This is a genomic window from Salinibacter pepae (assembly GCF_947077775.1).
GTDB lineage: Bacteria > Bacteroidota > Rhodothermia > Rhodothermales > Salinibacteraceae > Salinibacter > Salinibacter pepae.
Window position 1 is genome coordinate 2,876,310 of record NZ_CAMTTE010000001.1, and the last position, 22,957, is coordinate 2,899,266.

Consider the following 22,957-nt stretch of genomic DNA (forward strand, 5'->3'; position numbering starts at 1 on the left):
CGTTGATGCGTTGCGGCTGGCGACCGTGGGGGCATGCATGGGGGCAACAGGACCCGTCTCAGAGCGTGAGCGTGAGGCCGACGTAGACCGACCGGCGGAAGTCCGTCCGCCGGTACCGACGGGTCGAATAGTCGGGCGAGTAGGTCACATCGACGGCGTTGGCCCGGTCGAGGACGTTGTTGAGCGCCGCGTAGACGACCATATTTTGTGTGCGATTGAAGGGCCAGAAGTAGCTGACCTGCAGGTCGAGGCGGTGGTAGGCCGGAAGCCGCGCGCCGCCCACGGGCCCGTCGACCGGCAGGAGGGCGCCGGACTCCAGCCGCTCGGTGCCCACGACGGGCGTGAAGGGCCGGCCGGTGACGTAGCTGTAGGTGCCGCCGACCCGGAACTGGTCGATCACGCGCACCTTCCCGACCGCCGTGATCTGGTGCGTCAGGTCGTAGGGGGCCGGCCCGTCGTCCAACTCCACATCCGTCCCCCGGTCACGGGGCTGGGTGCGATGGGAGCGGAGGAGGCTGTAGGAGGCCCAGCCGTTGACGCGCGTGCCGAGAAACGATCCGTACTTGGCGAACAGATCGATGCCCCGTGCGACGCCCCTGCCGTCGTTGGCGTAGCGCGAGGACCCGGTGCGGACGACCAGGTCGCAGTACGGCTTGTGGTAGGCCTCCGCGCGGAGCAACAGGTGCTCCCGCTCGTGGCGCAGGCCGAGCACGACGTGCTGCGCGCGTTGGGCGCCGAGCGTATTTTCGCCCACGTGCTCGCCGTAGGTGTTGAGCTCCGGAAACTGGTGGTAGAGGCCCCAGGCGGCCCGCAGCTGCGTGTTCGGCGCGAACGACCAGGCGAGCCCCACCCGCGGATCGACGACCGGACGGCCCGCCCGGCTGTGGACATCGGTCCGCAGCCCGGCCCGCGCGACGACCGACGAGGGCAGGCTCGATTCGACCTCGACGTACCCCCCGGCCCGCGTAGCCGGAAGCGATTCGTCGATCGAGCGTATGGCGGCGTCAGGGGCCACCACGTCCGGCTGTGTGGGAACCGTGCCGTCGAATCGGTAGCGCCGACGCTCCACCGTGCCGCCGGTGCGAACGGTCCAGTCCCCGCCCCCGCGCGTCGCGTCGACGCGCAGCGTGGCGGCCCGGTCGGTGGGCGACAGGTCGAGGGCGCCAAGCGTCCTTTGCGACGTGTACGCGTTCCAGGAGGCGCTCGACTCCACGGTCCATCCCTTCGCCTGGGCCCTCCACTGCAGGTTGTAGAGCTGATTCGTCGTCCGGCTCCGGTAGACGCCGGTGTAGGTGCCTTCGGTCGTCTCCACGCCGATGCGGTTGCGGCGGGCAAAGGCAAGAAGCTTCAACTGCCCGGTGGGGCCGTAGTCCCAAGTCAGGCCCAGGGTGCCGTCCAGGCCCTGCGGCACGGTGGCGTAGTCCCCGCGCCGACCGTTGACGCGGAAGAGCACCCCGGTGAATGACCGGTTGCCGGAGACCCGGAGGCCGAGCTCGTCCCCCACGAGCGGCTGGTCGAGGGAGACCGACGCGGCGGCGAGCCCGAGGTTTACGTACCGGCTGGATTCCTCCGGGCGGTCCTTCGATTCCATCGCGAGGACGCCCGAGAGCGCGTTGCCGTACTGTGCCGAGAAGCCGCCCGTGGCAAAGGTGGTGCCGCCGACGAGGAAGGGGCGCACGGCGCCGAACGACCCCCCCGCCGGGGACTCGTAGCGGTACGGATGGGAGACCGTCGCCTGGTCGAGCAGGGTCTTCGTCTCGGTCACGTCCCCGCCGCGCACGAACAGGCCGGCCCCGTCCCCCGGCGCGGCCACGCCCGGAAACGACTGCAGGGCGCGGAACAGATCGCCGGCGGCGCCCGGGGTCGTCACGGCTTCGGTCGAGCCCAGCGTTGCCTCGGAGGGCGAGCCGGTCGAGAACGTCTCGCCGGTGACGACCGCCTCGCCGAGCTCGATGCTCTCGGCCCGAAGCGTGAACCGCACGGTGCTCGTGTCGCCGGCGCGGAGGCGGAGGGACCGTTCGACGGGGGGGTAGCCGACGGCCGAGGCCCGCAGGACGACCGACCCGGTGCGCGTTGTTTCGAGGCGGAACCGGCCGTCCCCTCCGGCCGCGGTGCCGACGGCGGCCCCATCAAGCTGCACGTTCGCGTAGGGGACCGGCGCGCCCCGCGCGTCGCGCACCTGGCCTTCCACGACGGCGGGCTGGGCCGGGGCCACGCTGGGAATGAGCGCGAGCACGAGGGCAAGGCCTCCAACGAAGCGGCGACACATGGCGAGGATGGGGGGCGAGGATCAGATCATCCGCAATGGCATCCTCGCATATTCGCCGTCTGGGCCTCGCGTTTGGAGGGACTCGACGAGTCGCGTCTGCCCTCGCCGGGCCGTGCGTCGCGCCGATGAGTGAGCAGGGCTGGGTCCCGAGACGCGTCGTCAAAAAAGGTCGTCAAAAAAGAAAGGCCGACCCGCCAACTGGCGAGCCGACCCGAAACAAGTTGAATGAGGGCCTCCTTAGGCGACGACCTCCGCCTGCTCCTCGGGGACCGGCATGGCGTCGAACCGCACGCCCTGGTCCCCCGGATACGGTTCGTGGTGGTCGTGCTGGTTGCGCCAGATTTCCTCCGGGATGCCCTCCGGAAAGGCGTCACAGACCGCCTCGTCGTCGCGGTCGCGGTCGAGATGCGTACAAGACTTGCACATTGATTCGATGTCGTGGGCCATGGCTGCCGCTCCCTGGTTTTGTGCGGGTCTATTGAGAAACTTCACAAATCTGAACACCCTCGATTCCGGGAAGATCCACTGCGGACAAAATTTAGAGTCGGTCTAAATCCAGTCCCGACCGGCCCGTACGTCGTCTACGGCGGGAGAGAAGGACCGGTCTCGCCCGAAATTTCACGAAGGGCGGTTGTACGTTCCGGTGCCGCCGATTTATTTAGACTCTGTACAAACAAGTAGCCTTTTCAAGCCGACGTCGGCCATGCAACTGGAAGACATTGAGCGCGAAGCCCCTGTCGACTTTTCGGTGTGCGACCGCCCCGGCCAGGCCTGCTACAAGTACTGCCTGCGGGGGAAAGGGTGCACGTTGGGCGTGCTTTTCGAAACCTCAACCTGCGTCTGCTTTGAGTGGCTTACCGAGAACGGGCAGGCGGTCCCCTACCGGCCTGAGCTCCGCTACAAGGCGTGGCCGAAGCGAACGGTTGCCCGCCTCGTAGAAGACGGGTGGTGGGAGCCAGAGCCGGAACCGCCCGATGCGGTGCCTGCGTCGTCGTCCGCGCAGGGCGGGTGAGTCCGGTCGCCGGCGGTGGCGGAGACGACGTGCAAACGCGCTGGGCCCTTCGCTTCGGGCGGTCGCACAAGCAATCAACCGGCAGGGCCGGCCGAGGGCTGGCGCCTCCGGTCGGCAGCCTCGGAATCTCCGGACGGTGTGTCGTCGGCCGTTGCGGGCGTCTGCCGTTCCGGGCCGTCCTCGACGATCACGGGCTCGAACCCGGCCTGCTGGATCATCCGGTGGTCTTTGGATTCGCCCTGTCCCCCGGTGGTCAAGTATCCGTCGGTGAAAAAGGAATTGGCGGCGTACAGGGCCAAGGGCTGCATCTGGTCGAGCACGACCTCGCGTCCGCCGGCCATGCGGAGGTCCGCTTCCGGGTGGACGAGCCGAAACATGGCGAGGGCCTTCAGGCAGTCTTGGGGGCGCACCTTATCTACGTCCTCCAGCGGGGTGCCGGAGCGGGGATTGAGGAAGTTCACCGGGACCGACTCGACCCCGATCTCGCGGAGGGCCAGGGCCAGGTCGACCCAGTCCGCGCGGGCCTCGCCGAGCCCAATGATCCCTCCACAGCACGCCTCCATGCCGGCCGCCTTGGCCTGCTTGACCGTCTCGACCCGATCACTCCACTCGTGGGTCGTCACCACGTTTTCGAAGTGGTCGCAGGACGTCTCCAGGTTGTGGTTGTACCGGTCCACGCCCGCATCGGCCAGCTTTTCGGCCTGCTCCGCGCCCAGCAGTCCGAGGGAGGCGCACACGTCCATCGGATACCTCTCCTTGATGCGGCGTGTGGCCTCACAGACAACGTCGACCTCGCTGGAGTGGGGGCCCCGGGTGGCCGTCACGATGCAGTAGGTCACCGCCCCCTTGTCCCAGGCGGCCTTGGCGCCCTCGACGATCTGATCCACCTGCTGCATCCCGTACTGCTCGGGGTCGCTGTCGAACTTGAGGGACTGGCTGCAGAACGCGCAGTCCTCCGGGCACACGCCGCTCTTGGCGTTTTGAAGGACGTGGATGCGCACGCGCCGCCCGTGATGATGCCGCCGGACGCGAAAGGCGGCGTCGAGCAGGGCGAGCACCTCATCGTCGTCGGCGTGCACGACGTCGAGCGCCTGCGATGAAGAAAGGGGCGTACCGTTCAATACTTGAGTCGCCAGGGTTCGCCAGGCTGTCATGGGCACCGGGAAGGTGGTTGGGGTAGCGTGCGGGGGGGCATCGGGAGGCAACCCTTCCTCTCGTGCTCCGCCGAAACGATGTTGGGCTTGTGGGGGGAAGCCCTTTCACAGGGAAAGAAAATCCTGCTTCAGGAAAAACCCTGACCGTTCCTTTTGGGACTGTCTTCGAAAAATATGACAGAGCGTACGGGCGAGGCGACGATGCCCCCCTTGAAGTCTCGGCCTCGACGAGATCGACCGGGGAGCCGGAGTGCCTCGGGAGTTACCCGAGGGCAATCACAAACCCGACGGCTGCCGCGACGGCGGAGAGAGCCGCGAGGAACAGGAGGTGGAGGAACGACGGCGAACTGTCGCCCGCCGTGGCGTCCGGCAGGTCGTCTTCCGAAACGGGTGGGGGCGGGTCGGGCCCGGCGTCGTCCACGACGAGGCAGCCGACCTGCCGAGGGTGGTCCTGGACCCAGGCGTCGGCGGGCACCCCCACGAGAATCCAGAGAATGAGGAGGTCCCCGGCCGCGGCCACCAGCATCAGAAACCCATAGAACGTTGGGGGCCAGTGGCCCGTCACCAGTCCGACGCCCAGTGGGCCCGCGCCCAGTACCAGGCCGGGCAGGGCGAGGGTGCGCCGGTACGAGCGGGCCCGGGTGGGGACGGTGCACTCCGCGAAGGGGGTGAGGGCCGCCCAGTGCACCCCGAACCGGACCTCCGGCCACGACGCCCCGCCCCACACGTGCCCGAGGCCATGCAGGGCCTCGTGGAGCACCACGCCGACCGTGAAGGCCGAGAGGAACAGCAGAATGCCGCTCGGGTCGGTGGGAAACGGCGGATCGGGCAGGCCCCAAAGCGCAAGGTACGGCCCGAGGGTGAGAAGGGCGATGGGGGCGAGGAGGGCTGCGCCCCGGACCTGCGCCTCGGCTGGGGGCAATACGGCACGGCGCGGCCGACGCGGAACGCTGGAGGCGGAGGGCGGACCGGAGTCGCTGATGTGGACGGGCGGGTTGCGTGAGCGGTAGCGGGCGAATCGTGGTGCCCCGCAGCCGGACACCCAAAAGACAGTCGTTGAAAGACAGTTGTGCAAAAAATACGCCGGATCGGCATCCTGTTCTCCTTCGTTTCCGGGATCGGAACGACCGTGTCGCCGGGAATTTCGATGAGGAGTGTGACCCGCACCTGCCCGGCGATCGCCGGGCCCGGACGCGCTCGTCTCTCCGTTCCTCCCCCCACACGCTTGCCTGTCTGATGCGCGTGACCCTGACGCACGTTGACGTCCAGGTCGTCCCCTTCGGTTCCGGCGAACAGGACGACCGGTGGGACCTATTCTCGGGCCCGGATCTCTACTACGAGGTGTACGATCCGGATGGGGCGTGCCTTCACACCAGCGCGGTGGTTGACGACGTAGGCCCCCGTGATCTCCCCGTAACGCTGGACGCCGAGGTCGTCCTGCAAGAAGCTGGGTGGCACGTTCTGCGGCTGCTGGACGCGGATCTGATTGAAGACGAAGTCGTGGGGTGCGTGGACTTTGCGCCGGATCGAATTCTCGACGGGCGCTCGGCCTCTACGCCGGCCCGCGCCGTTCGGCTGAGCGATGGGGACCTGACCCTACAGCTACAACTGGCGTGGACAGACGACCAGTCGTGACGTCGGGGGGCGACGGCCGGTGGAAGCGATAACGCCAGGGGATGGAACGGGGCTTGCTCCTGCTATCCTTACACGTGCAGGGGATTTTCCGTCGGTCGTTTCCCCCGAGGACGATCTGCCGGCATATTCTCGTTTGGGGATCGGTGCTCTCGTGCCGCAAATCGGGACGTGTAGATTCCCCACACAAGGAGAAATTTGTTCCGCTCCACGCTGTCGTCAATTCCGGCCATGTCTTTGTCCGTTCCGTCAGGGGGGGCCGTGTTCTGGGGATATCTGTTGGCGTTCGTCGCCGCAAGTCTTGCGTGTCTGGGGGCCGCCTGGCGGGCCTGGTCCATCCCGTATGCCGGCACGCGGCACAGCCTTCTCGCGTTTTTCCTGACCAGTGCCGCGTGGGCGGGGGCGTACATCGGATTTCTTCTGCCGGTGTCCCCCCTTGCCAGACACGTTTTCTATCAGATCAGTCTGGTCGTGGGGTTTGGCACCGTGTGGGCGTGGCTGTGGTTCTGCTCCGCGTACACCGGACGGGCAATCCATCGCGACGCCTCGGCCCAGTGGTTTGCGATCGTGGTGTACGGGGGGGTGACCCTGCTAAAGGTGACGAATCCCTTCCATCACCTCTACTACACGCTGGAGACAGGACAGGGAGGGGTCTTCGACCTCGTCATTCGCCATGGGCTTTTCTACTGGGTCGTGATGGGCGTGGCCTACGCGTTGGCGACGGCCGGCTACCTGATGCTGTTCGAGATGTTCTGGAAGACGGAGACCCGAACGGGGCCGCTGGCGGCGCTCACGGCGCTCACGGCGGTTCCGGCGGTGCTCAACATTACGGGGCACGTCAATCCGACCCTGCAGGACATTCCCCACGAGCCGCTGGGCGTGGCGGTGTTCGCCATCGGCGTCCTGTTCGTATACAGCTACCAGTTTCAGGCCGTCCGCCTGGCCGGGAGCCTGTCGGCCCCCACCATCATGCTCAGTGCCGACGGGCGCATTAAGGACTACGGGCGGCGGGTCATCGACCTGTTTCCGAGGATGGAAGACCGATCCGCAATCGGCAAGCCCCTGGGGGCGGCCCTGCCGGAACTGGCACAGACGCTCGAAGAGGACCGGTCCCTACTGGAAACCACCGACGGGTCCGCCCCGCGATACTACCGAATCGTCGAGACGAGCCTGGGGGCGACCGGCGGGAGCGACGTGGTGGTGCTTTCCGACATCACCGAGCGGGAGCGGCGCGAGCGGGCCCTGCGCGACCGGCAGGAGAAGGTGGAGGCCCTCTACGCGGCCGTCAGCCGGCTGCTGCGGGCCCAGGACAGGAAGGAGGTGGGGAGCGTCGTGCTTCGGCTCGTGAACGAGGTGTTCGGGTACCCGCTGGTGAGCACCCGGTTCGTGGAGGACGGCCGGCTCGTGCCGGTGCAGGGGTCCCCACAGATCGCGGAGCACATGCCGTCCCAGCGCCCGCCCGTCGACATTGAGGGGGAAAGCCTCCTGGCAGAGGTGTACCGGGACGAAGAGCCCTTCGTGGTCGACGACCTGCGTGCCGTTGAGACACAACTCGACTACGGGGCGGCCCGCGCGGCGGCCTGTTTCCCAATCGGGACGCACGGCACCATCGCGGTCGGGGACGTGGAACGGGGGGCGATCGATTCGTTCGACAGTGGCCTCGTTGAGGTGCTTGCGGCCCACGCCGCCGTGGTGCTCGACCGGCTGGATCAGGAAGAGGCGCTCCGAACGGCGAAGCAGGAGGCCGAGGAAGCGAGCCAAATGAAGTCGGCCCTTCTGGCCAACACGAGCCACGAATTCCGCACGCCCCTGACGTCCATCATCGGGTTTGCGGAGGAGATCGCAACCATGGCCGAGGACGACGACGCCCCGATTGGTCGGTTCGCCGACCACATCGAGAACAGCGGGCGTCGTCTGCTCGGCACCCTCGACGCAATTTTGAACCTGTCGCGCCTGCGGGGGGGGACCCTGCGACGCCCGTCGGAGCCCACCGACATCACCACCGTCGCCGAAGAGGCCGCCGACCAATTCTATCCCGAGGCCGTGGAGGCGGACATCACGCTGCGGATGGAGGCGAACGGAGGGCCGGTCTGGACGCGGGCCGATCCCGAAGGGCTCCGGATTGCCCTCCAGAACCTGATCTCCAACGCGGTCAAATACACCGATCCCGGCGGCGCCATCTGGATCCGCGTCCGGACGGGCGACGAGGCTGCGGTTCTGGAGGTTGAAGATACGGGGGTGGGCATGGACCCGGCGCAGACCGAAACGTTGTTTGAGCCCTTCCGACAAGAGTCAGAGGGCATGGGCCGTGAATACGAGGGCACCGGGCTCGGGCTCGCAGTCACGAAGGAGGCCGTCGAGCAGATGGGCGGCGCCGTCGAGGTAGAAACGGAGAAGGGAGCAGGCTCCCGCTTTACCGTGCGGCTTCCGGAGGCGGAGGCGCCCGAGAAGGTTGGCGCCCCGAGCGCGTCCGCTCCGGTTGGGAACGCAGACGCATCCTCCTGAACGTTCCGCCTCCCTCACACACGTGGAGGAACCCGTCCGGCACCACGCCAATGCCAGCACTCCTGCCAACCACCCGAGGCCCCTCATCCCGGAGCACAGAGAACGGGCCGCCTTGTCATAGAATTCGCACGCGGGACGTGTCGAGTGTGCGCCCGCGTGGTTACATTTCGCCCTGTTCACAAGCCGTACAGAAGGAGCTTAACCGCCCGTGAGCATCCTTGCCGTAGGGACTGTTGCCTTTGACTCCATCGATACCCCGTTCGGTTCTGCCAAGCGTGTGCTAGGGGGCAGTGCCTCCTACCTGACGCTCGCCGCCCGCCACTTTTGCGAAGACGTCCGCCTCGTGGGCGTCGTCGGGGGCGATTTCCCCGACGAGTACCGCCGGACGCTGGCCGACGGGGGGGTCGACCTTGAGGGCCTTGAGGTCGAGGAGGACGGCGAGACGTTCTTCTGGCACGGCGAGTACCACTACGACATGAACGAGCGGGACACGCTCGACACGCAGCTCAACGTCCTCGCTTCGTTCGAGCCGGACCTCCCGGAGAGCTACCTCGACAGCGACATCGTGTGCCTCGGCAACCTGGAGCCGGGCATTCAGCGCGATGTGCTGGATCAGGTGGACGATCCCGACTTCGTGATGGCCGACACGATGAACTACTGGATCGAGAACACCCCGGACAGCCTCCGGACGACCCTCTCGCAGGTCGACTGCTTCGTCATCAACGACGCCGAGGCCCGCGAGCTGGCGGACGAGCCCAACCTGGTCCGCGCCGCGTCCCTGATCCGTGAGATGGGCCCCGAGACGCTCATCATCAAGAAGGGGGAGCACGGCGCGCTTCTCTTCACCGACCACTCCGTCTTCAGCGCGCCCGCCTACCCGCTGGACGACATTCAGGACCCCACGGGGGCCGGCGACGCGTTTGCGGGCGGGCTTGCCGGGCACCTGTACCAGTCGGGCGGCCTCGACCCGGAGGCCCTCCGCCGTGGGGTGATCTACGGAAGCGTGATGGCGTCCTTCGTCGTGCAGCGCTACGGCCCGGACAAGCTGCTCGACCTCACCCGGACCGACATCACCGAGCGGGCCCGCTCGTTCCGCGAGCTGGCCGCCATCCCCACGCTGGTGCCGCTCGACAAGCAGCTGGCGTAGCGCGTGGCCGGGCGAGACGGCCCCTCCTCTTCTCGTCACTCCGTTGCAGTCTGCCTTCCATGTCTGAGTCTGTCCCTGACACCGAGCCCGAGGCGTCCCCCTCGACCGATTACACCACCACCGGGACGGTCCGTCTCGTCAACGCCGTCTTCTACGGCCACCACGGCGTCATGGAGGAGGAGCATCGCATCGGCGGCCGGTACGAGGTCGACGTGAGCGTGGGGCTTGATTTCGAGGACGCAGCCCTGCACGACGACCTAGACCGCACGGTCAACTACGAGCAGGTCTACGAGTTCGTCCGGCAGCTGGTGACGGAGAACAACTTCTACCTCATTGAAAAGCTGGCGTACCGCATCGCACACAAGGTGCTGGATACCTATCCCGACCTGGAGGGCGTGGAGGTGACGGTCCGGAAGCCGGACCCCCCGGTCGGGGGGACGTGCGATCGGGCCGAGGCGACCTACACCATCGACGATCCCGGCACGTGAGGCGGAGTCAGGCCGGACGCGGGGACGACCGGCGTCGGTCGACGGACGGTGCGACATCGAGCGCCCCCGTGTGGTCCGTGGGGTGAAGGGAGGCGGGCGCGACCGACGGATGAGGACGGGCCACGAAGGTCACGAGAAAGTCGTAGAGCAGGTTGTCCACCTCCGTGGTGTCCGCCAGGGTGTCGAGCACGCGCTGCACGGTTTCCGCGTCGGGGAGCGCCGAGCGGTAGTACTCGCGGTACACGAGGATGCGCTCCCGCTCCCGCCTCGCGTCGAGCTCGCTGTGAAACTGCGTGCCGTAGACCGGTGCGCCGTTCAGGCGGAAGGCCTGGTGGGGCTGGTCGTTGCGGGCGAGCTCTGTGCTGTCGGGGGGAAGCTCGACCACCCGGTCGTGGTGGCCCATGTTCGCCTGAAAGCGGGGCGAGAATTGGCAGAAGAGGGGGTCGGCGGCCCCGGCATCGGTCCGTTCCACCCACCCACAGCCCAGTTCGGAATGGTCGGGGTCGTGCACCACCTGCCCCCCGAGCGCGCGGGCCAGCACCTGGTGCCCCCAGCACGAGCCGAGGGTGGGCAGCGCCCGGTCGACGGCGCGACGAATGAGGTCGTGCAGCCCGTCGGTCCAGGGGTAGGTCTGGGTGGCGGAATACTTGCCGGCGCCGCCGATGAGCAGGGCGTCGACCGCGTCGAGCGAGACGGAGGTGGGGTCGTCGCCGCGGGCGACGTTGACGGTCTGGAACTGATCGGGACGGAGGCGCGTCCGCTCCAGGAAGCAGGTCTGCTCCTGTGCTTCCATCCGGGGGGCGCTCCGGCACTGGACGAGCAGGGCGCGAAGGGACGACGACGTGAGGGGCGAGTCCACCATAAATTAGGGAGGCCCCGTGCGGTGGGAGGGCCCTGGATGAGCAAGAATGCGAGGCGCTGCGGCGCCTGTCCATACGCTGGTCCCCGGAACAGGTTGACGAAACGGGACCCGCTAGGCGGACGACGCCTCCAGGAGGTCGGCAAACGACGCGCGCAGCGTGCGGTAGAGCCGGCGGAGGGGGAGGCCCACGACGTTGTAGTAATCGCCCTCAATCCGCTCGACGAAGAACGGGGCGGTATGGTCCTGGATCCCGTAGCCCCCGGCCTTGTCCAGCGGCGACCCGGAGGCGACGTAGGCCCGAATCTCTGCGTCCGAGAGGGGCCCGAGCACCACGGCGGTCGTCTCCACGGCGGTGGCCGTCCGATCCGACCCGGCATGCACGAGGGACACGCCGGTGTAAACGGTGTGGGATGTGTCCTGGAGACGGCGAAGCATGGCCCGAGCGTGGGAGGAATCTTCGGGCTTATTGAGAATTTCCCCATCGTGGGCGACCACCGTGTCGGCGGCCAGGACGAGGGCCGAGGGGCGGTCGGCCGCCACCGGACGGGCCTTTCGGCGCGCAAGGGTGCGAACCGCCTCAGCGGGCGCCACCGAGGGCGCCAGCGTCTCGTCCGCGGGGCTCCCCCGCGTCTCGAAGGGAACGTCGATGCGGTCGAGCAGGGCACGCCGCCGCGGCGACTGGGAGGCCAGAAGAAGTGGGCAGGAAAGTTGCAGAAGTGGGTTCATCGGATGTGTCGAGCCCTTGCTGGACCTGTGCGTCGAGAAAAACGGGAGGGGGGCGCAAAAGTTACGCTTTGCTCTCACCACGTCGGGCGGGGCCCCGCGTCGGGGTTGACACCGGTCCGGAAAGCACCTACTTTTTCCTCCTCTACCTCCACCGGCCGTCTACGCTATGACCGTCCTGTCTGTCTGCAACCACAAGGGGGGCACCGGAAAGACCACCACGACCATCCACGTCGCGGCGGCGCTGGGATTGTCGGGCTGGCGGACGCTCGTCATCGACCTCGACCCGCAGGGCTTCCTCACGCACACGATGGGCATTGAGGAGCCCCCCTCCGACCAGTCGGTGGCGGCCTTCTTTGACGCCGACGCGGACCCGGGGCGCATTCCGATTCAGGAGGCCGCGGGGTTCGACCTAATCCCCTCCTCCAGCACCCTGACCCGCCGGATGCGGGACCTCAACAAACCGACCGATGTGCTCTGGGTGCGGGAGGCCCTCCAGCGGCTCGACCTGGAATACGACCTGTTGCTCTTCGACACGGCCGCCGCCGTGACGGTCTACAGCCTCAACGCGCTCGTTGCGAGCCAGCACGTGCTGATCCCTGTGCTGCCGGAGTACCAGTCCGTGGTGGGGGGGGAGCAGACCTACCAGACCACGCAGCTCGTCGAGAAGAAGCTCAATCCGCGCCTCGACACCCGGCAGTTCCTGTTTACGCAGGTCGACGCGCGCAAGCGCATACACAAGACCTACCGCGAGTACATTCGCGAAAAGTACGGGGGGAAGGTGCTGGACACCATCGTCCGCACCAGCACGTCGCTGGCAAAGACGCGGGACGGAGCGACCACGGTTTTCGACCACGACTCCAGTTCGCGCGGGGCGCTCGACTACGCCAACGCCACCGACGAACTGATGACACGTCTGCAGTCGGCGTCCGAGGACGCGAGTCCGGAGGCGGACCCGGCCGCTATCGCCCCGAACGACCTCTCGGCGGGGGCCGCCCCGGAGGTCAGTGAAATGCTAAGCTCGTGATTCCGCGACGCCCGCCCCCCAGAGCAGAATCCCCGTGGGGGGACATGCTCCGATCCAGGGGGCCGTTCCACGACGCCCCTAAAGCGGATCGAGGCGGTCGACCTTGGTCCTCGACCACCCGTAGAAGTGACGATCCGTGGACTGGAGGGTGTCCACACAGTCGTTGTAGGCCGCCCGGGCCGCCGCCACGTCCGGATGGGTCGGGTCCGGGTGGGTCTCGATCCAGTGTCTGAGGTCGTCCAGCGCGCGAGGCGAATAGGTATCGAGGTCGCTTTCGGTGTCGAGCAGGGCCATCTTCTGTTCTTCCTGGCGGAGCGTATAGACGAGCGTCCAGATCGAGACGCCGAAGAAGGCCAAAACGCAGAAGGCCATCGTGGCCCATACGTCCACGGGCAGTCCAAGCATGGGTTATCGGGTCTGTTCGCGGGGCAGTGAATCAGAGCGGTCCTCCAGGGACGCCATGAGCGCGTAGCCGAGGACGGGAATGCCGAAAAAGACGGCGATGCCCCCAATCATCTCCGGCGTGCCGAAATTCGCCCAGGCGTAGTTCGCGACGATCAAGAGCATCACGAGCGGAATCACGTACTGCACCACCGGCCCCCAGAGCGACCCCACGTACAGCCCGGCGTTGCGGTTGATCTCGAGCACCCGGAGCTTCTCGGGGCCGAGGTGCCCCATGGACCAGCCGATGGCGCCGATGATGGCGAGCGTGGAGAGGGGCAGGCCGAAGTTGCCAAACACGAAGTCGAGGAAGTTCAGCACGCCGGGCGAGTACGCGCTCCCGAGGCCCAGAAGCCAGATGACCCCGCACACCCCGATCACCGTCTGCTCCCGGCTCAAGCGCGTTTCTTCGCTGAGGGTCGTCACGCTCACCTCCGTGATGAGGATGGCCGAGGTGAAGGCGGCCAGAAAGAAGCCGAGGAAGAACAGGATGGCCCACAGCGCGCCCCCCGCCATCTGCGGAAAGACCTGCGGCAGGGACACGAACGTGAGGCTCGCCCCGGACCCCGGGTCCAGGTCGAACGCGAAGACAATCGGGAAAATGGCGAAGGCCGCCAGGATGCCGATGCTCGAGTTCCCGATGACGGTGAAGACGCCCCCGCCGGTCGGAATGTCGTCGTAGTCCGGCAGGTAGCTGCCGACGGTGAGGGCGATGCCCCACCCGAGGCCGGTCGAGAAGAGAACCTGTCCCAGGGCGGTGATCCAGGTCTGGCCGAGCCCGAGCTTGCCCCACTCGATGCCGAACGTGAAGGCGAGGCCCTCGGCGGCCCCGGGCAGCGTGAGGGCGCGGATCATGATCGCGACGAGGGCGAGCACGAGCCCCGGCACTGCGTAGATCACGAGCCGCTCCACGCCCCGCCGGATGCCGAGGTACAGAATGGCCGCGACCAGGGCCATTACGGCCGTGTGGCTGCCGATGGACCAAACGCCGCTTGCGCGAAAGCCCTCCCAAAATGCCTCCGGCGCGAAGCCCGCCGACGTGAAGGTGAAGAGCAGCGAGTGCACGGCATAGTACAGCGTCCACCCCACGACGGGCGCGTAGTACGACATCAGGGCAACGTTCACGATCAGCACCACCACCCCCAGTCCCACCATCCCCCGCGACGAGGCCACCTTGCGGAAGGCCCCGATTACGCCCTTGCCGGCGTAGCGCCCGAACGCGACCTCGGCGATGAGGCCGGGAATGGCGAGCACGAGCAGGAGCACGAAGTACGCGAGGAGAAAGGCCCCGCCCCCGTTCTCGCCGGTCACGTAGGGGAAGCGCCAGATGTTGCCGGCCCCCACCATGGCCCCGAGCATCGCCATCAAAAACCCGAAGCGCGAGCCCCACTGGGCGCGCGAGAGTTCAACGTCTTGGTCGGGCATCAACGCGGTGTCGCTGTGGAAAAAGCGCGAGCAGCCCTAAGGTAGGAACAACGAATCGAAATTTCGAACGCCCGTCGGGAGCAGGAAAGAGGCGGTCGGCCGGGTGGGGAGGACGAATCATCCAAGAGAACCGTTGGTTGTCGGACACGCCGCAGACCAACCGAACTGCTCCGCCCCCGCCCCCCTATCCGATGCTCGATGCCGTTAAGTCTGACGCCGACGACCTATACTCGGAGATCGTTGCATTTCGCCGCACGTTGCACCGGCGGCCCGAGCTGTCGGGGGCGGAGCACGAGACCGCGCGGCGCGTGGCGGAGCGGCTGACGGCCCTCGGCCTCGATGTCCGCACAGGGGTGTACGACACGGGCGTGGTGGGCACCCTGCACGGGGGGCGGCCGGGGCCGACCCTGCTGCTGCGGGCGGACATGGACGCGCTCCCCATTCAGGAAGAGACGGGCCTCGACTGTGCCTCGGAGCACGAGGGGGTGATGCACGCGTGCGGGCACGACCTCCACACGTCCTCGCTGTTGGGCACGGCCATGATTCTGGCACGCCACCGCGAAGAGGTGCACGGGCAGGTGCGATTCTGCTTCCAGCCCCACGAGGAGCGGGTTCCCGGCGGGGCTAAGTTTATGATCGACGAGGGCGTGCTCGACGAAACGGGCGATACGCCGGCCCCCGAGGCCGCCTTTGGGCAGCACGTGAAGCCGAGCCTCCCCCCCGGGACCCTGGGCATCCGCGCCGGCGACTTCATGGCCTCGGCCGACGAGGTGTTCGTGACGGTGACGGGCGAGGGCGGACACGCGGCGAACCCGCACGAGGCGGTGGACCCGACCTACGTCGCCAGCGAACTCGTCGGCGGGCTCCAGTCGCTCATCAGCCGCCGGTGCCCGCCGGGCGTGCCGTCGGTCCTTACCATCGGGCGCCTGGTGGCGGACGGGGCCACGAACGTAATTCCCGAGGCGGCCCGCCTGGAGGGCACCTTTCGGGCGATGGACGAGGCGTGGCGCTTCCGGGCGCACGCCCTCTTCCGTCAACTCGTGCACCGCACCGCCGAGGCGCACGGGGCGACGGCCGAGGTGGAGGTGCGCGAAGGATACCCGGCGCTCCACAACCACGAGACGCCGACGACGCTCGTGCAGGAGGCCGCCCGCGAATACGTGGGGCCGGAGCGGACCGTGGAGGCGGATCGGTGGTTCGCGGGCGAAGACTTTGCCTATTTCCTGCGCGAGTGTCCGGGCACCTTCTACCAACTCGGGGTGGGCAGCGAGCACGGCCTCCACACGTCCCGGTTCAACCCGGACGAGGAGGCACTCCGCACCGGCACGGGGTTTATGGCGTACTTGGCGTGGCGCTACGGCCGCGAGCACGCCAGGGCGTAGGAGCGCCCCGGACACGCGCAACGCGTCAGGACGCGACCAGCGCCCGCAACGGGGCCGGGTCGATCTGGTGCCCGCCCTCGAAGGTACGCGTCGTCACGGGAATGTCGTGGGCCCGGAGGCGGCGCCGAACGGCGGCCCATCGGTCGTCGGTCACGTATGGGTCCTCCGTTCCGGCCACGAGGGTCAGGTCCAGGGCGCGCAGGGCAGCGGCGTGCTCCGCGAGGTCGAGGTCGTGGGCCGGGGCCCCGCCCCACAGCACCAGTCGGTCGACGGCCGTGTCGCCCAGCAGGGCCCACCGGCTGGCGGTGGCGGCCCCCTGCGAGAAGCCCAGCACGTGTAGGGAGGGGGGCACGTCGTCGGCAAGGTGACGGATCGTCGCGTCGAGGGCGTCGACGTAGTCGGACACCTCGGCCTCGCGTGCCTCGCGGGTCATCCAGGAGGCGCCCACCTGCTCGTGCTGGGCCATCCCGTCCACGTAAAACCGGGACAATCCCTCCGGCGCAACGACGCAGCGGTCGGGGGCCACGAGGGGGGCGAACGCCGACACGAAGTCGGCGGCGAGCTGGCCGTAGCCGTGCAGCACCACCCACCACGACGCGGCGGTGGCGGGCGTCCCGAGGGTTGCCACGCGGGCCGTGCGGGCGACCTGGAGCGTATGGAGGCGCGGCTCGGCGGACATGGACGGCTTGGCTTCGATAAACGATGCGTTGAGGGCCGAAGCGGGCTCAGGCCATCTGGCCGTCGGCGGCCGTCATTCTTTCGATTCGGTCCAGCACCGCCTCGGCGGACGACACGACCTCGACCAGGTCGGTCGCGGCGGCCCGCGCAAACCGGCCGTCCCGCAGCTCGTCGAAGAACGAGAGGAGCGTGTCGTAGAAGCCGTCCGCATTCAGAAGGGCGATGGGACGGTCGTGATAGCCGAGCTGCCTCAGGGTGAGCACCTCCATCAACTCCTCCAGGGTGCCGTAGCCGCCGGGCAGCGCGGCGAACGCGTCCGCGTTCTCGTACATGATCCGCTTGCGCTCGCGCATCGTCTCGGTTACGACCAGCTCGTCGGCGTCGTACGCGATGCCCTCCCGGTCCTGCAGTTTCGACGGGATGACGCCCGTCACCGTCCCGCCGGCCTCGTGGGTTGCCTCGGCCAGCACGCCCATCAGGCCCACCGCGCCGCCGCCGTAGATCAGCTCGTGGCCCCGGCGCCCCATCTCTCGCCCGAGCGCCTCGGCCACCGGCGGGTAGGTCTCGGCGATGGCGTTGCTCGAGGAGCAATAGACGCAGATGGCGGACATAATCGGCAGGAGGGGAGGGGGAGGAAAAAAAGACGTGTGCTCGGGCCGGCGCGGCAGGCCCGTGGTGGGCCTGGAGCAAGAACCAGGCGGGCCCAACCGCTACGTTAAGACGAGTGGAGGGCGCGCAGGGTTCGTCGGGCCTGGTCCAGGTGCCGCCGCTCGTGGGCCAGGGTGGCCTCAAACCAGGCCCCCAGGCTGATGCGCAGAAGGGGAATGGCGGGGGATCCGAATCGTATCCGGCGCAGGTCCAGGCCCTCCGCGCCCCCCACGCAGTCCGCGAACCGACCCTGCAGGCCCAAAAACTCGTCCACCGCCTCATTGGGGTAGAGCGTATTCGGGGCGTCCGGCTCGAATAGAGAGGGCGCGTCGAAGGTCCAGCCCGACGACGGCTCCAGAACGTGCGCAAACCAGCGACTGACGACGCCATACTCGAAGGGCGGTGTGCCGTACGGCCCCTCGGCGCGGCCCTGCCGGATCTCGTCCTCCATCGCCCGCAACAGCAGCCACCCGGCCGTGTTCAGGTGATCGATGCACTGGACGACGGACCACGCGTCCGGATCCGGTCGGCGTCGCATCGTGGCGGCGTCCGCGTCGGTCACGAGTGCGGTCGCCTCGTCCTTGAGGTCGACGAATCCGGTACGGTACTCGTCGAGCTGGGGGTGCATCGGCAGGGGCAAAGACAAGAGGATCGATCGGCGGGCGCCTACGCCGCGTCCCACTCCAGAAGGCCATCGTTGACCAGGGCCACGAGCAGGTCCACGAACGCGTCGTCCTCAAGGTGGGGGGTGAGGGCGTCGCTCGGGATCTGCTGGCGCCCCGTCACGAGGCGGGCCGCGTAGGCCCGGTCGGGGGACAGGTCGATGGGCGATCCGTTCGCGAAGAGGGTGACCGACCCGTCGTCGTGTTCGATGAAGGCGAGCCGGGATACCGGTCCAGGCCGCAGCCCGTGGCCGGCCCGGAGCATGTCGGTAAGTTCGTCGTCCGTGACCGGCGTCTCCGGGGGCACCGCCTCGCGGTCCCGACCGGGACGCGTCAGGTACTGCCCGAACCACTGATCGATGGCGTCATCATCGCGCACGAGGTCGCGGAGGAGGCGGCGTACCGTCTGGCGGGCGTCGTCGTGGATTTCACCGGGGTGGTCGACCGGCGACAGGTCCGGGTCGCTGTACCGTGCGTCCGGGCCGACCGTGTCCATGGCCTGCTGCAGAAAGTTCCCCACGAGGTCCTGGTGCCGCGGGGCCCGGAAGCCGACCGAGTAGGTCATGCACTGGTCGTCGGTGGCGACCCCGTAGTGGGCCACCCGCGGCGGCAGGTACAGCAGGTCGCCGGGGCCGAGCACGAACTCCTCCTCCGCCTCAAAATCGGCGAGAATGCGCACGTCGAGGTCCGGCACGATCTCCTCGTTGTCCACCGGCTCGGACCCAATTTGCCAGCGTCGGTGCCCCGCGCCCTGCAGCAGAAAGACGTCGTAGTTGTCGATGTGGGGGCCGACGGTGCCGTGCGTGGGGGCGTAGCTCACCATCACGTCGTCGAGCCGCCAGTCGGGCAGGAAGCGGAAGCGGTCTAGCAGGGCGCCGACCTCGGGAATCAGGCGGTCCACCTCCTGCACGAGAAGCGTCCAGTGCGTCTCGGGCAGGTGGAGAAACTCCTCCGAGGCAAACGGGCCGTGCCGCAGCTCCCACGGGTATTCACCGCCCTCTTCCAGGAGGAGCCGGCTCGCGACGCCGTCCTCGCAGGCCAGGCCGGCCAGCTCCTCCGGAGACAGGGGCGACCGGAAGTCCGGCAGCGCGTCGCGGACCACGAGGGGCCGTTCCTGCCAGTAGGTGTCGAGAAAGTCGGCGGGCGAGCGGTCGCCCAGGACAGGCGACGTGGGTGGGGCGGGCTGCATGGGAAGAGAGGTTGCGAACGAAGAACGGACAGGTCAGGGCAACGAGCCTCGGTCTGGGGCATCGGTGATGCGTACAGAGTGAAACGTGACCTGCGCATCCGACGTGGGCCCCCACGCTTCCCGTTGCCACGCATCACACCTCACGCGTCACGCCCCCAGCAAGTACATCAGCCCCTCAAGGGCGGGCCAGAGGAGGAGCAGGGCGAGAATCCACGCGACCCACCGCACGCTGGCGCTGCGCTGCGGAAACTCGTAGCCGCAGTAGGGGCACTCTTCCACGTCCCCGGTGTCTTCGAATTCGAGGGCGCAGGCGGGACACTCCCGAGGGGACGGCATGGTCGAGGGGATGGCATGGTGGGAGGCGTTCGGGTTTGGGGCGTCGATTGGCGGTGGGCTAGAGCTGCGAGGCCAGCTCATTCAGCATCATTTCCACATCCTCCTCGGCAATGTCGTCGGGGTTGGGGCCGGGAAACCCGGGGTCCGGCTCCGCCGGGGCGGCGTCGAGGTCAAGCTGGTTGAGGGCCAGGGCGGCTGCTCCGGCGGCCGCGGCGGAGAAGAGGAGGGCCTTCGTGAACTTGGTCATGGCGGTCGGCAGACAGGGCGAGAAACAATCGAGTCACATCAACGGGAAGAGGGAGGGGGAGTTCTCCAGTCGGTCCGAACCTAGTCGGGGCATGCAGGTTCGTGGCAGTGCACAGTCTGATCTCCCACTCCCCCGTGGCGCCCGTGTTGCGTTCCCTTCTGGTTCGCCTTCCGATTGTGGTGGGGCTCGGTCTCGTGGGGCTCGTTGCGAGTGCGACCGACGCCCGGGCGCAGGACGACGCCTCCGTCCCCGTGGCCCGCGTGAAGTATGATGGGGGAGGCGACTGGTACAGCGACGAGGAGTCGTTGCGGGAGCTCTTCGCGTTTGCGCGCCAGCACACGCTCCTCGACGTAGGGCCGCAGGAAGAGGCCGTCGAGCTCAGCACGGACAAGCTCTTCACGTTTCCGTACCTGTACCTCACCGGCCACGGAAACGTCACCTTCTCCGAGGCGGAGGCCGACCGCCTGCGCCGGTACCTGCGTCAGGGCGGCTTCCTCCACATTGACGACAACTATGGCCTCGACGAGCACATCCGCCCCGAATTGGAGAAGGTCTTTCCGGACAAGAAGCTCGTGGAAGTGCCCTTCGATCACTCCATCTACACGACGCCCTACGACTTCTCGGACGGGCTCCCCAAAATCCACGAGCACGACGGCGAGGCGCCGAAGGGGTACGGCTACTTCGACGACCACGGCCGGCTCATGGTGTTCTACACCGTCGAGACGGACCTGGGGGACGGATGGGAGCCGGCCCCGGTGCACAGCAATCCCCCAGAGAAGCGACGGGCGGCCCTCCGGATGGGCACGAACATTCTCATGTACGCCATGACGCACTGAACACAGCGGCAGTGCCACGCCTCTCCACTCGTCCCTCCCGGTTGCGATGAACCCCCTTTTCGTGGCCCTCGTGCTGGTAGCGGGCGGGTTGATTGTCACAAACCCAGGCATGGAGGCCTTTCAGTCGTTCGGTCGGACCCAGGGGGCGAACCCCATCTTCCGCATTCACGTTCGATCCTCACGTCCATTTGTACTTCCACACGTTGGGAGGGCCTCGGCGACCGATCGTCGGGGCCGCCCTGCACCGTTGCTTTCACAGTGTTTTCTGTTCCGATGAGTGCGCTCCGCAACCAAGATCCCGAAATCCACGACGTCATCCAGAAGGAGGTCCAGCGCCAGAACGACGGGCTGGAGCTCATTGCGTCCGAAAACTTCGCCTCCCGGGCCGTCATGGAGGCGATGGGCACGGCCCTTACGAACAAGTACGCGGAGGGCCTGCCGGGCAAGCGCTACTACGGCGGATGCGAGGTGGTCGACCGGGCCGAGGACCTGGCCCGCGAGCGGGCGAAAGAGCTCTACGACTGCGACTGGGTGAACGTGCAGCCGCACGCGGGGGCCCAGGCCAACTCCGCGGTGTATCTGACCCTCCTGGACCCCGGCGACACCTTCCTCGGCCTCGACCTGTCGCACGGCGGCCACCTCACGCACGGGTCGCCCGTCAACTTCTCCGGCATTCTCTACGAGGCCGAGTACTACGGGGTGGAGGAGGCGACCGGCCGCATCGACATGAACAGGGTCCGCGACCGGGCGAAGCAGGTGCAGCCGAAGATGATCTCGATCGGGGCCAGTGCCTACCCGCGCGACTTCGACTACGAGGCCTTCCGCGAGATCGCCGATGAGGTCGGCGCGTTCCTGTGGATGGACATGGCGCACACGGCGGGGCTCATTGCGGGCGGGGTCCTGAACGACCCGATGCCGCACACCCACGTGGTGACCACCACGACGCACAAGACGCTCCGGGGCCCCCGGGGCGGCATGATCCTGCTGGGGGACGACTACGAGAACCCGATGGGCAAGACGGCCCGCAAGAGCGGGCGCACGAAGATGATGAGCGAGCTGCTCGACTCGGCCGTCTTCCCCGGCACGCAGGGCGGCCCGTTGATGCACGTGATCGCCGCAAAGGCCGTCGGCTTCAAGGAGGCCCTCCGGCCCTCGTTCGCCGAGTACACCCAGCAGGTCGTCGACAACGCGCAGGCAATGGGGGCCGAGCTCCGCGAGCGGGGCTACGACCTCGTCTCCGACGGGACGGACAACCACCTCGTCCTCATCGACCTGCGCAACAAGGGGCTCACCGGCAAGGAGGCCGAGCAGGCCCTCGAAGCGGCCGGCATCACGGCCAACAAGAACATGGTGCCGTTCGACGACAAGAGCCCGTTCGTCACGAGCGGGCTGCGCCTGGGAACGCCCGCAATGACCACCCGCGGGTTCGGGCCGGATGCGTTTGTCCACGTGGCGGAGATGATCGACCGGGTCCTTCAGGATCCCGCGGACGAGGACACGCAGGCAGCGGTGGAGCGGGAGGTGAAGGCCCTCTGCGACCAGCACCCGCTGTACGAGGTCGCCATGGCGTAGGCGGGAACGACCCTGCGCGTCGGACGGTTCGAGATCCAGTGCGAAATCTCTGCTCGCGTTCGCCCGCCCTGCTCACTGGACGACCTGCGTGTGTCCCCATGCCGTCGATGGATCGCGGTACATTTAGCTCTTCCTCCCGGGCCGAACTCATCGAGATCGGCCGCAAGCTCTACGAAGAGGCCCTGGTGCGCCGGGAGGATGAGCTGATCACCGATCCGCGGGGCCAGCCGATCGGGTGGCTCCTGGACACACGCGTGCCCACACTCGACGGGGAACTGTTCACGGAAGTCGGGTCGGTGATTGCCGAGCGGCTCCGAGAGCGGGGCGCCCGCCAGGTGGTGGGGTACGGGTTCGGGGCTCATCCCCTCGTCTGCAGCGTGTTGGCCGTGAGTGAGGGCGACGAGTTTAAAGGAGGGCTCATCCGGGAGGAGCGGAAGGAGCACGGGCGGCGCCGGCTCGTGGAGGGGCCCATCGACGCCGACCAGCCCGTCGTGATGGTGGACGACATCATCAACAGCGGCCGCAGTGCCTCCGAGGCCCTTCGCCTCGTGCGCAGTGCCGGGTTTGCGGTTGACGGGCTCCTGACGCTCTTCAACTTCACTTGGAGCAACGGCCAGGACCGCATCGAGGCGGAGGGCCTGTGGGTCGACTCCCTCCTCGACCTCAACCTGCAGGAGGGGACGGGCAGCGGGTCCGACAGCGCGTAGGGACGAAATCGAAAC

Annotated in this window: 24 protein-coding genes; 10 read left to right on the forward strand and 14 right to left on the reverse strand. The window is 67.8% G+C overall.

Annotated features, from left to right (window positions below; genetic code table 11):
- Positions 1 to 58: 58 nt before the first annotated feature.
- Both OJA40_RS12045 and OJA40_RS12050 read right to left on the reverse strand, forming a co-directional pair.
- Entirely contained in the window at positions 59 to 2,269 is a 2,211-nt protein-coding gene (locus tag OJA40_RS12045; protein ID WP_208425410.1) for a TonB-dependent receptor, read from the reverse strand.
- 237 nt (positions 2,270 to 2,506) lie between these two features.
- Positions 2,507 to 2,716: a hypothetical protein gene (locus OJA40_RS12050; protein WP_112903401.1), complete on the reverse strand. Its 210-nt coding sequence runs from the start codon at positions 2,714 to 2,716 to the stop codon at positions 2,507 to 2,509.
- 256 nt (positions 2,717 to 2,972) lie between these two features.
- On the opposite strand from OJA40_RS12050, the gene OJA40_RS12055 reads away from it, so the two are divergent.
- The gene (locus OJA40_RS12055) at positions 2,973 to 3,281 is read left to right on the forward strand and encodes a hypothetical protein (protein ID WP_112903403.1); all 309 of its coding nucleotides are present in this window, start codon (positions 2,973 to 2,975) and stop codon (positions 3,279 to 3,281) included.
- A 74-nt stretch (positions 3,282 to 3,355) separates the two neighbouring features.
- On the opposite strand, the gene bioB is transcribed toward OJA40_RS12055, so the two are convergent.
- Positions 3,356 to 4,435: a biotin synthase BioB gene (gene bioB, locus OJA40_RS12060; RefSeq protein ID WP_208425409.1), complete on the reverse strand. Its 1,080-nt coding sequence runs from the start codon at positions 4,433 to 4,435 to the stop codon at positions 3,356 to 3,358.
- 262 nt (positions 4,436 to 4,697) lie between these two features.
- Positions 4,698 to 5,357, reverse strand: coding sequence for a DUF3267 domain-containing protein (locus tag OJA40_RS12065; protein ID WP_208425408.1), 660 nt, complete (start codon positions 5,355 to 5,357; stop codon positions 4,698 to 4,700).
- Between the two features lie 314 nt (positions 5,358 to 5,671).
- Here OJA40_RS12065 and OJA40_RS12070 point away from each other — a divergent pair, with 314 nt between their 5' ends.
- The 4 genes from OJA40_RS12070 to folB all read left to right on the forward strand — a co-directional run bounded on the left by OJA40_RS12070 (position 5,672) and on the right by folB (position 10,207).
- Positions 5,672 to 6,070: a hypothetical protein gene (locus OJA40_RS12070; RefSeq protein ID WP_263808485.1), complete on the forward strand. Its 399-nt coding sequence runs from the start codon at positions 5,672 to 5,674 to the stop codon at positions 6,068 to 6,070.
- A gap of 228 nt (positions 6,071 to 6,298) precedes the next feature.
- The gene (locus OJA40_RS12075) at positions 6,299 to 8,572 is read left to right on the forward strand and encodes a sensor histidine kinase (protein WP_263810781.1); all 2,274 of its coding nucleotides are present in this window, start codon (positions 6,299 to 6,301) and stop codon (positions 8,570 to 8,572) included.
- A gap of 208 nt (positions 8,573 to 8,780) precedes the next feature.
- Positions 8,781 to 9,719: a PfkB family carbohydrate kinase gene (locus OJA40_RS12080; RefSeq protein WP_208425406.1), complete on the forward strand. Its 939-nt coding sequence runs from the start codon at positions 8,781 to 8,783 to the stop codon at positions 9,717 to 9,719.
- Positions 9,720 to 9,778: 59 nt separating this feature from the next.
- On the forward strand, positions 9,779 to 10,207 hold the full coding sequence (gene folB, locus OJA40_RS12085) for a dihydroneopterin aldolase (RefSeq protein WP_208425405.1): 429 nt from the start codon (positions 9,779 to 9,781) through the stop codon (positions 10,205 to 10,207).
- Positions 10,208 to 10,214: 7 nt separating this feature from the next.
- On the opposite strand, the gene OJA40_RS12090 is transcribed toward folB, so the two are convergent.
- Together OJA40_RS12090 and OJA40_RS12095 are read right to left on the reverse strand one after the other, a co-directional pair.
- Positions 10,215 to 11,069: a type 1 glutamine amidotransferase gene (locus OJA40_RS12090; RefSeq protein WP_208425404.1), complete on the reverse strand. Its 855-nt coding sequence runs from the start codon at positions 11,067 to 11,069 to the stop codon at positions 10,215 to 10,217.
- A gap of 111 nt (positions 11,070 to 11,180) precedes the next feature.
- Complete coding sequence (locus OJA40_RS12095; RefSeq protein ID WP_208425403.1) at positions 11,181 to 11,876, reverse strand: Maf family protein; 696 nt, start codon at positions 11,874 to 11,876, stop codon at positions 11,181 to 11,183.
- 85 nt (positions 11,877 to 11,961) lie between these two features.
- Between OJA40_RS12095 and OJA40_RS12100 the strand changes: the two genes are divergently transcribed.
- Positions 11,962 to 12,819 (forward strand): ParA family protein, encoded by an 858-nt coding sequence (locus OJA40_RS12100; RefSeq protein WP_263810782.1) that lies wholly within the window; start codon positions 11,962 to 11,964, stop codon positions 12,817 to 12,819.
- Positions 12,820 to 12,897: 78 nt separating this feature from the next.
- Here OJA40_RS12100 and OJA40_RS12105 read toward each other — a convergent pair whose 3' ends face one another.
- Positions 12,898 to 13,224, reverse strand: coding sequence for a DUF8026 family protein (locus tag OJA40_RS12105; RefSeq protein WP_208425401.1), 327 nt, complete (start codon positions 13,222 to 13,224; stop codon positions 12,898 to 12,900).
- A gap of 3 nt (positions 13,225 to 13,227) precedes the next feature.
- The gene (locus OJA40_RS12110; protein ID WP_208425400.1) at positions 13,228 to 14,685 is read right to left on the reverse strand and encodes a sodium-dependent transporter; all 1,458 of its coding nucleotides are present in this window, start codon (positions 14,683 to 14,685) and stop codon (positions 13,228 to 13,230) included.
- Positions 14,686 to 14,876: 191 nt separating this feature from the next.
- On the opposite strand from OJA40_RS12110, the gene OJA40_RS12115 reads away from it, so the two are divergent.
- Entirely contained in the window at positions 14,877 to 16,067 is a 1,191-nt protein-coding gene (locus OJA40_RS12115) for a M20 metallopeptidase family protein (RefSeq protein WP_208425399.1), read from the forward strand.
- Positions 16,068 to 16,092: 25 nt separating this feature from the next.
- Here OJA40_RS12115 and OJA40_RS12120 read toward each other — a convergent pair whose 3' ends face one another.
- The 6 genes from OJA40_RS12120 to OJA40_RS12145 all read right to left on the reverse strand — a co-directional run bounded on the left by OJA40_RS12120 (position 16,093) and on the right by OJA40_RS12145 (position 19,827).
- Positions 16,093 to 16,746 (reverse strand): alpha/beta hydrolase, encoded by a 654-nt coding sequence (locus tag OJA40_RS12120; protein ID WP_208425398.1) that lies wholly within the window; start codon positions 16,744 to 16,746, stop codon positions 16,093 to 16,095.
- 46 nt (positions 16,747 to 16,792) lie between these two features.
- Entirely contained in the window at positions 16,793 to 17,356 is a 564-nt protein-coding gene (locus OJA40_RS12125) for an LOG family protein (protein WP_263810783.1), read from the reverse strand.
- A gap of 104 nt (positions 17,357 to 17,460) precedes the next feature.
- Positions 17,461 to 18,021: a DinB family protein gene (locus OJA40_RS12130; protein WP_208425397.1), complete on the reverse strand. Its 561-nt coding sequence runs from the start codon at positions 18,019 to 18,021 to the stop codon at positions 17,461 to 17,463.
- Between the two features lie 38 nt (positions 18,022 to 18,059).
- On the reverse strand, positions 18,060 to 19,244 hold the full coding sequence (locus OJA40_RS12135; protein ID WP_208425396.1) for a ribosomal protein uL16 3-hydroxylase: 1,185 nt from the start codon (positions 19,242 to 19,244) through the stop codon (positions 18,060 to 18,062).
- Between the two features lie 147 nt (positions 19,245 to 19,391).
- Positions 19,392 to 19,580, reverse strand: coding sequence for a zinc ribbon domain-containing protein (locus OJA40_RS12140; RefSeq protein ID WP_208425395.1), 189 nt, complete (start codon positions 19,578 to 19,580; stop codon positions 19,392 to 19,394).
- Positions 19,581 to 19,638: 58 nt separating this feature from the next.
- Positions 19,639 to 19,827 carry a hypothetical protein gene (locus OJA40_RS12145; protein ID WP_208425394.1) on the reverse strand — a complete coding sequence of 63 codons (189 nt, stop codon included), beginning with the start codon at positions 19,825 to 19,827 and terminating at the stop codon, positions 19,639 to 19,641.
- A 134-nt stretch (positions 19,828 to 19,961) separates the two neighbouring features.
- Between OJA40_RS12145 and OJA40_RS12150 the strand changes: the two genes are divergently transcribed.
- From OJA40_RS12150 to OJA40_RS12160, 3 genes are all read left to right on the forward strand, one after another.
- Entirely contained in the window at positions 19,962 to 20,663 is a 702-nt protein-coding gene (locus OJA40_RS12150) for a DUF4159 domain-containing protein (protein WP_423816503.1), read from the forward strand.
- Between the two features lie 273 nt (positions 20,664 to 20,936).
- Entirely contained in the window at positions 20,937 to 22,235 is a 1,299-nt protein-coding gene (gene glyA, locus OJA40_RS12155) for a serine hydroxymethyltransferase (RefSeq protein WP_208425418.1), read from the forward strand.
- A gap of 98 nt (positions 22,236 to 22,333) precedes the next feature.
- Positions 22,334 to 22,942, forward strand: a complete 609-nt coding sequence (locus OJA40_RS12160) for an orotate phosphoribosyltransferase (protein ID WP_013061373.1) — start codon at positions 22,334 to 22,336, stop codon at positions 22,940 to 22,942.
- The last annotated feature ends 15 nt before the right edge of the window (positions 22,943 to 22,957 follow it).

Bases quoted from the DNA above. Each gene is read 5' to 3' on its own strand.
- OJA40_RS12045 (WP_208425410.1), bottom strand. From the start codon at position 2,269: ATGTGTCGCCGCTTCGTTGGAGGCCTTGCCCTCGTGCTCGCGCTCATT.
- OJA40_RS12050 (WP_112903401.1), bottom strand. From the start codon at position 2,716: ATGGCCCACGACATCGAATCAATGTGCAAGTCTTGTACGCATCTCGAC.
- OJA40_RS12055 (WP_112903403.1), top strand. From the start codon at position 2,973: ATGCAACTGGAAGACATTGAGCGCGAAGCCCCTGTCGACTTTTCGGTG.
- bioB (WP_208425409.1), bottom strand. From the start codon at position 4,435: ATGACAGCCTGGCGAACCCTGGCGACTCAAGTATTGAACGGTACGCCC.
- OJA40_RS12070 (WP_263808485.1), top strand. From the start codon at position 5,672: ATGCGCGTGACCCTGACGCACGTTGACGTCCAGGTCGTCCCCTTCGGT.
- OJA40_RS12075 (WP_263810781.1), top strand. From the start codon at position 6,299: ATGTCTTTGTCCGTTCCGTCAGGGGGGGCCGTGTTCTGGGGATATCTG.
- folB (WP_208425405.1), top strand. From the start codon at position 9,779: ATGTCTGAGTCTGTCCCTGACACCGAGCCCGAGGCGTCCCCCTCGACC.
- OJA40_RS12090 (WP_208425404.1), bottom strand. From the start codon at position 11,069: ATGGTGGACTCGCCCCTCACGTCGTCGTCCCTTCGCGCCCTGCTCGTC.
- OJA40_RS12100 (WP_263810782.1), top strand. From the start codon at position 11,962: ATGACCGTCCTGTCTGTCTGCAACCACAAGGGGGGCACCGGAAAGACC.
- OJA40_RS12105 (WP_208425401.1), bottom strand. From the start codon at position 13,224: ATGCTTGGACTGCCCGTGGACGTATGGGCCACGATGGCCTTCTGCGTT.
- OJA40_RS12110 (WP_208425400.1), bottom strand. From the start codon at position 14,685: ATGCCCGACCAAGACGTTGAACTCTCGCGCGCCCAGTGGGGCTCGCGC.
- OJA40_RS12115 (WP_208425399.1), top strand. From the start codon at position 14,877: ATGCTCGATGCCGTTAAGTCTGACGCCGACGACCTATACTCGGAGATC.
- OJA40_RS12120 (WP_208425398.1), bottom strand. From the start codon at position 16,746: ATGTCCGCCGAGCCGCGCCTCCATACGCTCCAGGTCGCCCGCACGGCC.
- OJA40_RS12125 (WP_263810783.1), bottom strand. From the start codon at position 17,356: ATGTCCGCCATCTGCGTCTATTGCTCCTCGAGCAACGCCATCGCCGAG.
- OJA40_RS12130 (WP_208425397.1), bottom strand. From the start codon at position 18,021: ATGCACCCCCAGCTCGACGAGTACCGTACCGGATTCGTCGACCTCAAG.
- OJA40_RS12135 (WP_208425396.1), bottom strand. From the start codon at position 19,244: ATGCAGCCCGCCCCACCCACGTCGCCTGTCCTGGGCGACCGCTCGCCC.
- OJA40_RS12140 (WP_208425395.1), bottom strand. From the start codon at position 19,580: ATGCCGTCCCCTCGGGAGTGTCCCGCCTGCGCCCTCGAATTCGAAGAC.
- OJA40_RS12145 (WP_208425394.1), bottom strand. From the start codon at position 19,827: ATGACCAAGTTCACGAAGGCCCTCCTCTTCTCCGCCGCGGCCGCCGGA.
- glyA (WP_208425418.1), top strand. From the start codon at position 20,937: ATGAGTGCGCTCCGCAACCAAGATCCCGAAATCCACGACGTCATCCAG.
- OJA40_RS12160 (WP_013061373.1), top strand. From the start codon at position 22,334: ATGCCGTCGATGGATCGCGGTACATTTAGCTCTTCCTCCCGGGCCGAA.